Raw genomic sequence first — 11,638 nt, 5'->3', positions numbered from 1 at the left:
TACGGACGTTACTATCCGATACAGTATCTTCTTTTATCCCTAAACATTGGGGTAGGGGAGTTCGGGGTGGAAAATAGGTGAACACTTTTGCTTTCTTTTGCTAGGATAATGATTTCCATCATTATTTAATATTGTTTTGAGAACGCTGTTTCGATGCTATAATATCTTTTACAGAACGTTTGCTGATACCGCTATTCCAGCCTTTTTCAATTTCTTCAGTTAGTTTTTGAAGCTTCTCTTCGTATGATTTACTAGCTTTATTTTCTTCCATTGTTCGAAGATTATTGTAAAATAATATCACTATCTATATTCAATTTTTGATGTAATGCTTTGGCAACATTCAAAGTAATTTCTCTTTTACCGTTCAAATAATCGCTTATTCTTGAGGCACTTGTATTTAAGAGAGCAGCCAGGTCTTTTCGCTTTAGGCCCATTTCAAACATGCGTAGCTCAATCATTTCCTGTAAGGTGGGTAAACCAATAGGAAAATGTTTTTCTTCGTATTGCTCAATAATGTCGCTTACCTCCAATAATTCTATCATTTCAGGAGAATCTTCAGGAGTATTATTGCCTACAACTTTCAGAAGTTCTTCTAGGCGAAGATTGGCTTTAACATATGTTGCGTGATTTATTGTTTTCATGATATTATAAGGTATCTATTTTTTTAATTCTATTGTAATCTTTGTGGTTGCCAACCCAACGTATATAAACTCTTTTCACTTTAAATATAACAATGGCTACAATTCTGTAATGGTTTCCTTTTATATTAAACACAAATCTGTCACTGCCGACACTATCGGCTGAATTGAAAGTGTTCTTCAAATCTGCAAAATTTTCCCATTCTGCTCTTTTAGTTATTTTGTACCAATCTCGCAAGGCGGTTTGGGCATTGGTTTCTTTCGAAAAATACTCCCTTAACTTTTTAAATGAAATGATATGCACTTGAAGCTTGTATTTATTAGAACGTAAAGATATTACAGAAATTACATATTTGGGTATTTATTTTCAAAAATTGTAATTTTCCCCCTAAATCTTACCTCAAAACTTTGCACACGGATCCTATGGAATTTTTATAGTGTTCCGGTAGATAAACGCTTGCCCGCTGTTTGAATGTAAATGAAACCAAATAAAATTAGAATCTACTTCCCGATGCAGAAATTAGCGAAGATATTGCCCAATAGGTCATCGGAGGATATTTCCCCCGTAATCTCCCCGAAATGGTACAATGCCTGTCGAATATCAATAGCCAATAGATCCCCTGGAATTGCATCATCCATTCCAAATTGCACTTTTCGCACCTCTTCCAAGGCTTTTAATAGTGCATCGTAGTGCCTGGTATTGGTGACAATGGTCTCGTTATTGCGCAATGCTCCGGTATTGACAAAATTCAATAAATGGTTTTTAAGGGCATCAACACCTTCCTTGGTTTTTGCGGAAATCAGTTCAAAGGTAGTGCCCTCGACATTGGAGAGCAGTTGTTCCAATGCTTCCCTTTCTTTATGACTCAGGATATCAATTTTATTCACCAAGATCACAAGGGGCTTTTCGGGATGTTTCGTCGCAATTTTACCAACCTCGGTCTGCAGGCTTCTCAGATTGATTTCAGCATTTTTGAATTCTTCGGCACTATGCAGGAATAACACTACTTGGGCTTGGGATATTTTCTCGAAGGTCTTTCGTATACCAATACCCTCTACGACATCTTCCGTTTCCCGTATACCTGCCGTATCGATAAACCGAAAACCGATTCCCCCTATGGTCATTTCGTCCTCAATAGCATCCCTTGTAGTACCTGCTATGTCAGACACTATAGCCTTTTCCTCATTCAACAGGGCATTGAGTAATGTTGATTTTCCCACATTGGGCTCCCCTACAATGGCCACTGGGATTCCATTTTTTATCACATTTCCTACGGCAAAGGAATCGATCAATCTTTTGAGAACTTCTTCGATGCGATCCAGTAACTCCTTGAATTTCGTCCGGTCCGCAAATTCAACATCCTCTTCGGCAAAATCCAATTCCAATTCGATCAAGGACGCAAAATTCAGCAATTCATCCCGTAACAGTTTTATCTCATTACTGAAACCACCACGCATTTGTTGCATGGCTATTTGATGCGATGCCTCATTCTCGCTTGAAATTAAATCGGCAACAGCTTCGGCCTGGCTCAAATCCATCTTTCCATTTAAAAAGGCACGTAGCGTAAATTCCCCTGCTTCGGCCATACGGCAACCATTTCGTAAAAACAGTTGAATGATCTGTTGCTGAATGTAGGGCGAACCATGGCAAGATATTTCCACCACATCTTCGCCCGTATAGGAATGGGGACCTTTAAAGAGCGATAGTAGAACCTCGTCCATAACACGCTTATCCTCAATAATATGTCCTAAATGAATCGTATGTGTTTTTTGATTGATAAGCTTTTTGCCCCGTACCGACTTAAAGTAATCGTCAGTCAAGGCGATGGCATTACTTCCTGAGATACGGATTACGGCAATAGCACCCGCACCCGAAGGTGTCGCCAAAGCAATTATAGTGTCATTTGGAATCATCGCGTAAAAATAATCAAAATGGAGGTAGCAAAACCTTAGTATTGTTTTGATATGTATTTATGGGGGAATGGTACGTTATTTGATTAATTTTATAGTAATTAATAATTCGAAGATTTTAAAAAACACACTAATTAATTCCCTCATAAAATGAAAAAGATACTACTAACATTTGTTTCGGTTTTGGTCTTCAATTTAATGACCAATGCCCAAGTTGTCGAGCAAGCACAAGATTCGATAGTGCTAGCTGAGGTCGCTGCAGAAAAACAGGCCCAAGAGCTTAAAGAGCAGAAAAGAATAGAGAAAGAAATTAATAAGGCTGAAAAGGCACAGAAAAAGGCCGAGAAAGCACAAAAGAAAGCTGAGCAAGAAGTCAAGAAGCGTGAAAACTTGATGGACGATATAAAATCAAAGCGTAAATCAATTGCCAAAGACGAGAAAAAATTGGTAAAACTTCGTGAGAAGATGGAGCTTGATAAAATTAAAGGTAAACTTTCGCCAAATGATGTGACCAAAACGAACAAGAAAATTGAAAAGCTACGTACAGGGCTGGCAAAAGATATGGAAAAGCTCAGAAAATTAGAACATAAGCAATAGCGCTATCAGTTTTACGAATTGTATTGTAACAAAAACTTGGTTTTTGCGTCATATTTATGGTTATTCATCTTAAATCAATCAAAAAATGGAAATTATAAATCAAAACATCGCATTACGGGAGGATAGACAACTTCTTGTCATTACCCATTTAACCCAATATTTATATTTTGTCACGGGGTTTGGTGGCCTGATCGTTCCCTTGGTCCTATGGCTTGCCAATAAGGACGCGGTTCATAGAATGGATGAACATGGAAAGTCGATCATGAACCTACAACTAAGCATTATCCTCTATGTGGTGATAGGGATACCAAGTATTTTGTTATTTGGTCTTGGTATATTGTTACTGATATTTGCCGGAATCTTGGCTTTGATCATGCCCGTCGTAAATGCCGTTAAGGCCAGTAATGGGGAATCCCCAAGTTATTTTGGCACCATACGGATGATAGCTTAAGTTGCGTTTAACAAATAAAAAAAGACCACCTTTCGAGGTGGTCTTTTTGATTTAGGAGGATTTATAGTATTCCTTTTAATTGTTCAACATTACGGGCATAACGAGCATGGTAACATGTTCCCCTTCATCCAATCCGTCGATAGGGGTAAGGATCCCCGCCCTATTGGGTAGGCTCATTTCCAAGGATACTTCATCAGAGCCTAAATTGTTTAGCATTTCGGTCAGAAACCTTGAATTGAAACCGATCTGCATATCATCGCCTTGGTAAGAACAGGTCAAACGTTCTTCCGCCTTATTGCTGTAATCGATATCCTCGGCTGAAATATTCAGTTCTGCCCCCGCGATCTTCAAGCGTATCTGATGGGTGGTCTTGTTCGAGAAAATAGATACCCTTCGAACGGAACTTAAGAATTGATTTCTTGAAATGGTCAACCTGTTCGGATTTTCCTTGGGTATCACAGCTTCGTAATTGGGGTATTTACCATCGATCAGCCTACAGATCAATTCGGTATTCTCAAAACTGAATTTGGCATTGCTGTCATTATATTCAATGGTCACTTCAGATTCGCTCCCCGCCAATATTCCTTTTAAAAGATTCAAGGGTTTTTTGGGCATGATGAATTCCGCTACTTGTGAGGCACTAACATCTGCCCGTTGGTATTTTACCAACTTATGGGCATCTGTGGCCACGAAAGTGAGATGTTCTGTCGAGAATTGAAAGAAGACACCGCTCATTACAGGTCGTAAATCGTCATTGCCTGCTGCAAAAATGGTTTTATTGATAGCGGTTGCCAAAATATCACCCATAATTGTTGTGGAACTGGGGTTGGCCAATTCAACAGCCTTGGGGAATTCGGCCCCATCGGCATAGGCCAATGCATATTTACCATGGTTTGAGCTGATCTCAACGGTATTGTTATCCTCTACGACAAAGGTCAAGGGTTGTTCGGGGAAGGTCTTTAGGGTCTCAAGCAATAACTTGGCCGGTACGGCAATCGTTCCTTCATTATCAGAGTCGACCTCGAGTACGGCACTCATCGTCGTTTCAAGATCCGAGGCTGAAACGGTCAATTTCTTTTTTTGTAAATCAAATAGAAAATTGTCTAGGATAGGCAAGGTGTTGCTATTGTTGATCACTCCTCCTAAAACTTGTAATTGTTTAAGTAAATACGTACTAGATACTATAAATTTCATTCGATATGCTTTTTTTCTGAATTACTTTTTGTTCGTTTTGAATTTTACAGGCATTGGACCCTAATGAGTGATTTAACCCGCTTTACGCAATCAAACAAAGATATTTTAATTGTCCTTTCCAATGAAACAAACTTATTAACACTTGCCCATCCAAGATTAGCCCATTGGGATGCTATGGGAAGTTGCCTCCCCGTTCAGTAAATTCGTTTGAATCCCCTTTAAACAAAGGCGAAAAACTAATCTTTCACCTATTTTGACATCGTTTTCAATTAGTATGATCCCCAATTCATTTTCTACGATGTTTATAAGTCGAACTATTGGGTTTGGCCTGGGGCCGTCAATATGCTGAATCGATACTAGTACTTGCCGGTTTCACCTCAATTTCACAACACTCCAAGCTTCCGGCTTGTCCTTGAACAGTATTTTGGTTTGTCCCCAGATACTTTTGAAGACCTCTGAATTGCGGTAGGCGTTTAAATGATCTTCGCTTTGCCATTGGCTATAGGTAAAAAAGATGTTAGGTTGGGATACGTCTTGCAATAGTTCCAAGGAAAGACAACCTTCAAAGTCACGGATCAAGGAATGCGAGGCATCGAAAATCTGCTGAAACGCATTAATATGGGCTGTTTTGAAAGATAATTTAACAATGCGTGTCAGCATTTACAGAAAATTAATGGTGATGGTATCCCGATAATCAAGTCCCAATAGGGTGGAGGCTCCACCAACGGTCTGGAGATTGCTTTTATAAATGGCCAGTTCAATATAGTCCGAAGAGTTGAATAACGCCAGTAAATCCCCCGCACCTTTTCTTTTGTTCCGATCGATGTCGTAATTGACAATTTCACTATAATTCGCCAGGATTTTGGTAATCGAACTGGTCCTGGCATGCAATTCGAAGGGCCTACCTTTTCGATACGCTTCAAACAGGCCTTTCTGTATATTGGTAACCACATTGCCATAATTATCGATATAGATGACACTCCCTATGATTTTTTTACCCTCATCGGTGATGCGTGGAGAGAAATCCCTCAGGTCCTTCAGCCCTTCAAAGGGTTTGCCCACCACTTCCAAAGTACCGCCACGTACAATATGGCAGGCCACTTTCACAAAGACATCCATCACCGGAAAAGGACCGTTGACGATATTCGGCAAATTGATCTCTATGATTTTTTGGGGTTTGATCTCTGAAATGATGAGTCCGATGACCCCGTTATTGGCCGTAATAAAGTAATGCCCATCGACAAGTACTACAATATGGTGGTTCTCGGGTGTGGCTTCGGAATCAACGCCAACAATGTGAATGGTACCTTCCGGAAAGCTCTTATAGGAGTTTTTAAGGATGTAGGCACATTCTTGAATATTGAACGGACTGATGTTATGTGAAATATCAACAATCCTAGCTTCGGTAAGTTCTTTGTAGATAGCTCCCTTCAGGGCACCCACAAAATGATCTTTTAATCCAAAATCGGTCGTTAAGGTAATGATTGCCATGCAGCAATGTTGATATGTTTTTGGTTCGCCAAACTGAAATTTTACTTAAGTTTGTTGAACTCAACTTGGGTTTTTGGATTAAAGCGAAAAGTTAGTACTTTGTTCTCTAATGAAGCCTTTTTTAAGCAGCATAGCATTGCTACGTTGGGAGAAAAAGACAAATTAGAGGGCAAAAGACAATTTTGTAGCTTATTTAAAAGCGCACGTTGAGTTCTTTGACAAAATTAATCAAAAAAACAGCCAAGCGAAATTTATTCCGGGCTTTAATTAAACAACCCATAATTTTTTGAACGAACTTATTTTAGAGCTTATAGAAATTAGTCCAAGGGAGTTTTTTGGACAAGGAAACGAGAACATCGATATCATTAAAAAATATTTCCCAAAGTTGAAGATCGTGGCGCGGGGAAATAAGATAAAAGTTTACGGGGACGAGGAGCTTTTGGAGGAATTCGATAAAAGGTTCGATATGCTTTCCCAACATTTTATAAAATACAACAAGTTGGACGAGAACAGTATTGAGCGGGTATTGACCAGCAACGGTAAGGAGGATTATGCATCCCCTGAGAACAGTGGGGAGGTCTTGGTGCATGGGGTTAGTGGTCGATTGATTAAGGCCCAGACCGTTAACCAACGAAAGTTGGTGGATGCCTCCAAGAATAACGATATGGTTTTTGCCATTGGTCCTGCCGGAACTGGAAAAACCTATACTGGGGTGGCCTTGGCCGTAAAGGCCTTAAAGGAAAAACAGGTGAAACGAATCATTTTAACCCGACCTGCCGTAGAAGCCGGGGAAAATCTCGGTTTCTTGCCCGGGGACCTAAAGGAAAAATTGGACCCCTATATGCAACCGCTATATGATGCCCTTCGGGATATGATTCCTACGGAAAAATTGGCACATTTCATTGAGAATGGGACCATTCAAATTGCTCCCATGGCTTTTATGCGGGGGCGAACGCTCGATAATGCTTTCGTTATCCTCGATGAGGCCCAAAATACCACACATGCACAAATGAAAATGTTCCTGACACGAATGGGAAAGAACGCCAAATTCCTGATTACGGGGGATCCGGGTCAGATCGATTTGCCCAGAAGGATCATTTCAGGTTTAAAGGAAGCCTTATTGATTTTAGGCAACGTAGATGGCATCGCCATGATTTATTTGGATGACAAGGATGTCATTCGACATAAATTGGTTAAAAAAGTGATTGATGCCTACAAGAACATAGAACATCAAAATTAAGCATATCTCATGGGCAATACGATAATGAATACCGATTTCAATTTTCCTGGGCAACAAAGTGTATATAAGGGCAAGGTACGGGAGGTATATCGCCTCGATGATGATTTATTGGTGATGATCGCGACCGATAGGCTCTCTGCATTTGATGTGGTGATGCCCAAGGGAATTCCATACAAAGGACAGATTTTGAACCAAATAGCCACCAAGATGATGGCAGATACCCGTGATATTGTCCCCAATTGGCTATTGGCCACCCCTGATCCGAATGTGGCTATAGGATATGCCTGTGAGCCTTTTAAAGTTGAGATGGTGATCCGTGGCTACCTTTCAGGTCATGCGGCACGTGAATATAAGGCCGGGAAGAGAATGATCTGTGGGGTTCCCATGCCAGAGGGAATGATCGAGAACGACAAGTTTCCAGAACCTATAATCACTCCTGCGACCAAAGCTGAAATGGGCAACCATGATGAGGATATTTCCAAAGAGAATATCATAAAAAGGGGCATCGTTAGCGAAGCGGATTATTCGGTGCTTGAAAAATATACCAAAGCATTGTTCAAGCGGGGTACCGAGATTGCAGCGAAAAGGGGCTTGATCTTGGTCGATACCAAATATGAATTCGGAAAGACGAAACAGGGCATGATTGTTTTGATCGATGAAATACACACCCCTGATTCTTCCCGTTATTTTTATGCGGATGGATATCAGGAACGACAAAATAAGGGAGCGGCCCAAAAACAATTGTCGAAGGAGTTTGTGCGTCAATGGTTGATCAGCAAGGGCTTTCAAGGATTGGAAGGGCAGACATTACCAGAAATGACCGATGAATATATTGAAACCGTTTCTGAACGGTATATCGAACTTTACGAGAATATTACGGGCGAAACCTTTGTAAAAGCGGATATTTCGAATATCAAAAAACGTATCGAGAACAATGTTCTCGACTATTTGTTGCAAATAAAATAGACCTTTTCCCTTAGTCCGTGATGGCCTTTGTAAACGCTTTGACGCCGCCAACAACAGGTACGCTTAGATGGGTGTTTTTTAAATCAACCGTAAGTTCCGTTCCTGGGGCTGGCCATAAGGTGAATTCCTGATCGCTCGAGAAAATCATTAGTCCTATGCGTTGCCCTTTTGGAATGATCTGGTCATCGGGCATAAGATCGAAGGTCAGTGTATAGAATTTTCCAGGTTTCAAGGGCTCACTCTGGGTCAAGGATTTGTGATTTTGAGGATCGGCCCAACCCCGGGTAATGAGGTTATCGGTAATTTTGACGTTTTTTCCGTCGTCCCAAGGGAGGGATACCAGCCACACCGATAGATTGGCAGCTGGTTTACTGCTGGCTAAATCTATAGTTAACCGTGGGCTGCCCGAAATATGCACGGCTTCCTTCAATACGGGGGTCACATACAACAAACGATGGTTTGAGTTCACTGCCATGGCCAGGGTGGCTCCTGACACGGAATAATCATCAACCAGTGTTTCTTTAGCGTTGGTCTTTGTGTTTTTTAATGTCAATCCGCCAAGTTCAGGTGCGCCAGGCAGAAGGTGCAGTTGTACCGGAGTAGCATCCGGGTTGGGGTAGTCTGAATAGGGGGTCGGATTGGTCATTGCGTCATTCTCCCGCACGATCCAGGCCTTAGGATCATTCTCGACACCGTTTTCAATGCCATATAAATACCTGGTAAACCACCGGTTCATCATTTTTAAGGGTGGCGGTCCCCCATGTCCGTTTTGGTGATAGTAGATCTGGGTGGGAAGCCCTTTGTCTTTCGCAGCCTTATAGATGCGATAACTATGTTCGGGCATCACATTCCAATCGTTAAAACCATGCGACATCAATAAGGCCGCTTTCATGGGTTCCATGTCGTTGAGATAGTCACGCCCAGCCCAAAAGTCATTGTAATCCCCAGTAATCCGATCCATTCCGTTTTTCATTTCGGTGTCCCTGATTCTGGCATTGTTTCCGGCACGTTTTGATTCATCCCCGCTATGTATATAATCATAGAGGACATCGATATCCTCTCCCAAATATCCTCCCGGGGAACGCACCAATCCATTTGATCGGTAATAATGATAGTAGGAAGTGTTCGGGGCAATGGGGATGATGGCCTCAAGACCATCAACTCCCGTGGTGGCTGCTGCCAAGGGGATGGTGCCATTATAGGACGTTCCGGTCATCCCAACCTTACCCGTTGACCAATAGGCTTCCACAGTTTCATTTCCATCAGGGGTGGTGTATCCCGGAATTCGCCCACATAGCCAATCAATGACGGCTTTGGGCGCCAAGGATTCGTTATCGCCCCCAACGGTTGGTGCTCCTTGGGATAGCCCCGTGCCAGGGGAGGAGGAATGCACAACGATATATCCACGGGGAACCCAGGTATTGATATGGGAGTTTGAAATAATGGGGCGTTGTCCGCCTCGAATAACCTCAGGATGCACGCGCTCCTTGCCCATTTCACCTAGTTCATGACGTACATCCCAAAATACACCATCGATATCGGGGGCGACCCCTGCGAAATAGGGACTCGAAATATAAATAACGGGTAGTTTGAGTCCTTCTGTTTCAGTTTGTTCAGGGCGGGTTACACTGACATGCATACGGTCGGGTTTTGCATCCATATCGGTATCGAATTCCGTGGGTACCCATAGATCGTGACGTATCCATTTCGAGGGATCCTGAAAGGTGGGAACCACTTGTGCCTCCCCATCCTTAAAGATAGGAGCTGACGTTTCGGTCATTTGCGAATAAGCAGGGCCTACCGATACAAGAAAGGCCATTGCCGTGAACAATAAGGGGAAGTATTTTTTCATGAAAGACAGATTAAGGGCAACGTATTTAATTCTATTTCTTTTTTTTAGGGGGCTTACATTCCTTGCAATAATCAGCGAGTTTGAGAATTTCGTTTTTAATGGCACGATGTTCCTGCTGCAATAACGCGGTATTATTCCCAAAGTCTGAGGCGGTATACATTTTTGAACTGACCGCATTGCGTTCGGCAATCATCTTATCGAAGTAAGGTTGAAAGAAGGTTACATTGGAAAATGTTTTTTTGTTTTCAAACAATTCTTTTCTAAGCTTCCGCGTATATAACTCAGAAAGGTCGAAATCGAATTGCACCAGTTGGATCAATTGGTTTGCCTTTATACTATCGGGAGCCATCAGGGTGGCAGCCTCTTTATGAAATGAACATACCAATTTGGAGTTGAAATTTTTGGTAAACATGAATTCTACATTGGACATTTGAATTGCGAAATCAATCATGATGCCAGAATTTACGGAATAAATGCTGTTTTTAGAATCGATAGTTCTCTTGGAAGCTTCAAAATCCTCATAGGTGATACTAAAATTTGGGGACCATTCAATAACAGATTCTTGTGGATAACCCAAAAGATGTACACATAAAAAAACAAAAAATGGAAGGGTGTTCAAAGCATTTCTCAATTAAGGCCAGTGGTTAAGTTTGTCGGATAAATTTCCTATAAAAATGTATGAAAACCAAGTTTTTACGAAGAAATGTAAGTAGCAAGGCGATTCATCAAGTGACAGGTAATGGGTGTCAAAAAATAGCTCCTTCGAAAGCAAAGTACTAGCAATCAGTTAAATAGACGCCCACGGCAAGTCCTCCCTCGGAAGTTTCCTTGTATTTGGTGTTCATGTCCTTAGCGGTTTCCCACATGGTCTGTACGACCTTGTCGAAGGGGACCTTGGCTTCCTTGGGGTCGGAGCCCAAAGCCAGCTCCGCAGCATTGATGGCCTTTATGGCCCCCATAGAGTTCCGTTCTATACAGGGCACTTGTACCAGTCCCCCTATAGGATCACAGGTGAGGCCCAAATGGTGTTCCATGGCAATTTCAGCGGCCATCAATACCTGTTCGGGAGTCCCACCTAATAACTCTGTCAATGCTCCTGCGGCCATGGCCGAGGAAACCCCGATTTCGGCCTGGCAGCCACCCATGGCTGCGGATATGGTGGCACCTTTTTTAAAGATACTGCCAATTTCCCCCGCGACCAATAAGAATTTTTTGATTTCCTCAAAACCGGCCTCGTGGTTTTCGATGACCAGATAATACATAAGTACGGCCGGGATTACACCGGCACTTCCATTGGT

The 11,638-nt window shown here is 41.9% G+C and carries 14 protein-coding genes; 4 read left to right on the top strand and 10 right to left on the bottom strand.

Annotation, left to right across the window (positions count from 1 at the left end):
* Positions 1-121: 121 nt before the first annotated feature.
* The 4 genes from WBM98_RS00505 to mnmE form a co-directional block, all read right to left on the bottom strand.
* Positions 122-271, bottom strand: a complete 150-nt coding sequence (locus WBM98_RS00505; protein ID WP_424364052.1) for a hypothetical protein — start codon at positions 269-271, stop codon at positions 122-124.
* A gap of 10 nt (positions 272-281) precedes the next feature.
* Positions 282-641 (bottom strand): helix-turn-helix domain-containing protein, encoded by a 360-nt coding sequence (locus WBM98_RS00500; protein WP_424364051.1) that lies wholly within the window; start codon positions 639-641, stop codon positions 282-284.
* Between the two features lie 4 nt (positions 642-645).
* On the bottom strand, positions 646-942 hold the full coding sequence (locus WBM98_RS00495) for a type II toxin-antitoxin system HigB family toxin (RefSeq protein WP_424364050.1): 297 nt from the start codon (positions 940-942) through the stop codon (positions 646-648).
* A 197-nt stretch (positions 943-1,139) separates the two neighbouring features.
* Positions 1,140-2,552, bottom strand: coding sequence for a tRNA uridine-5-carboxymethylaminomethyl(34) synthesis GTPase MnmE (gene mnmE / locus WBM98_RS00490; protein ID WP_424364048.1), 1,413 nt, complete (start codon positions 2,550-2,552; stop codon positions 1,140-1,142).
* Between the two features lie 147 nt (positions 2,553-2,699).
* Between mnmE and WBM98_RS00485 the strand changes: the two genes are divergently transcribed.
* The gene (locus WBM98_RS00485; RefSeq protein WP_424364047.1) at positions 2,700-3,146 is read left to right on the top strand and encodes a hypothetical protein; all 447 of its coding nucleotides are present in this window, start codon (positions 2,700-2,702) and stop codon (positions 3,144-3,146) included.
* Between the two features lie 85 nt (positions 3,147-3,231).
* Positions 3,232-3,597: a DUF4870 domain-containing protein gene (locus WBM98_RS00480; RefSeq protein WP_424364046.1), complete on the top strand. Its 366-nt coding sequence runs from the start codon at positions 3,232-3,234 to the stop codon at positions 3,595-3,597.
* Positions 3,598-3,672: 75 nt separating this feature from the next.
* Here the strand turns inward: WBM98_RS00480 and dnaN are convergent, their stop codons facing one another.
* From dnaN to WBM98_RS00465, 3 genes are all read right to left on the bottom strand, one after another.
* Positions 3,673-4,791 (bottom strand): DNA polymerase III subunit beta, encoded by a 1,119-nt coding sequence (gene dnaN, locus WBM98_RS00475; protein WP_424364045.1) that lies wholly within the window; start codon positions 4,789-4,791, stop codon positions 3,673-3,675.
* Between the two features lie 372 nt (positions 4,792-5,163).
* A complete protein-coding gene (locus WBM98_RS00470) occupies positions 5,164-5,451 on the bottom strand; it encodes a putative quinol monooxygenase (RefSeq protein ID WP_424364044.1) in 288 nt (95 codons plus the stop codon).
* Positions 5,452-6,282: an SAM hydrolase/SAM-dependent halogenase family protein gene (locus WBM98_RS00465; protein WP_424364043.1), complete on the bottom strand. Its 831-nt coding sequence runs from the start codon at positions 6,280-6,282 to the stop codon at positions 5,452-5,454.
* Positions 6,283-6,568: 286 nt separating this feature from the next.
* Between WBM98_RS00465 and WBM98_RS00460 the strand changes: the two genes are divergently transcribed.
* Both WBM98_RS00460 and WBM98_RS00455 read left to right on the top strand, forming a co-directional pair.
* Entirely contained in the window at positions 6,569-7,522 is a 954-nt protein-coding gene (locus WBM98_RS00460; RefSeq protein WP_424364042.1) for a PhoH family protein, read from the top strand.
* 9 nt (positions 7,523-7,531) lie between these two features.
* Positions 7,532-8,488 carry a phosphoribosylaminoimidazolesuccinocarboxamide synthase gene (locus WBM98_RS00455; RefSeq protein ID WP_424364041.1) on the top strand — a complete coding sequence of 319 codons (957 nt, stop codon included), beginning with the start codon at positions 7,532-7,534 and terminating at the stop codon, positions 8,486-8,488.
* Positions 8,489-8,498: 10 nt separating this feature from the next.
* Here WBM98_RS00455 and WBM98_RS00450 read toward each other — a convergent pair whose 3' ends face one another.
* From WBM98_RS00450 to WBM98_RS00440, 3 genes are all read right to left on the bottom strand, one after another.
* Positions 8,499-10,340, bottom strand: coding sequence for a Xaa-Pro dipeptidyl-peptidase (locus WBM98_RS00450; RefSeq protein ID WP_424364040.1), 1,842 nt, complete (start codon positions 10,338-10,340; stop codon positions 8,499-8,501).
* Positions 10,341-10,371: 31 nt separating this feature from the next.
* A complete protein-coding gene (locus tag WBM98_RS00445) occupies positions 10,372-10,971 on the bottom strand; it encodes a hypothetical protein (RefSeq protein WP_424364039.1) in 600 nt (199 codons plus the stop codon).
* Positions 10,972-11,116: 145 nt separating this feature from the next.
* Positions 11,117-11,638: L-serine ammonia-lyase, iron-sulfur-dependent, subunit beta (locus WBM98_RS00440; protein ID WP_424364038.1), on the bottom strand; the 522-nt coding region annotated here is incomplete at its 5' end.

It is taken from the genome of Maribacter sp., assembly GCF_049667165.1.
GTDB lineage: Bacteria > Bacteroidota > Bacteroidia > Flavobacteriales > Flavobacteriaceae > Maribacter_A.
This window is presented reverse-complemented; position numbering and strand designations above follow the sequence as displayed.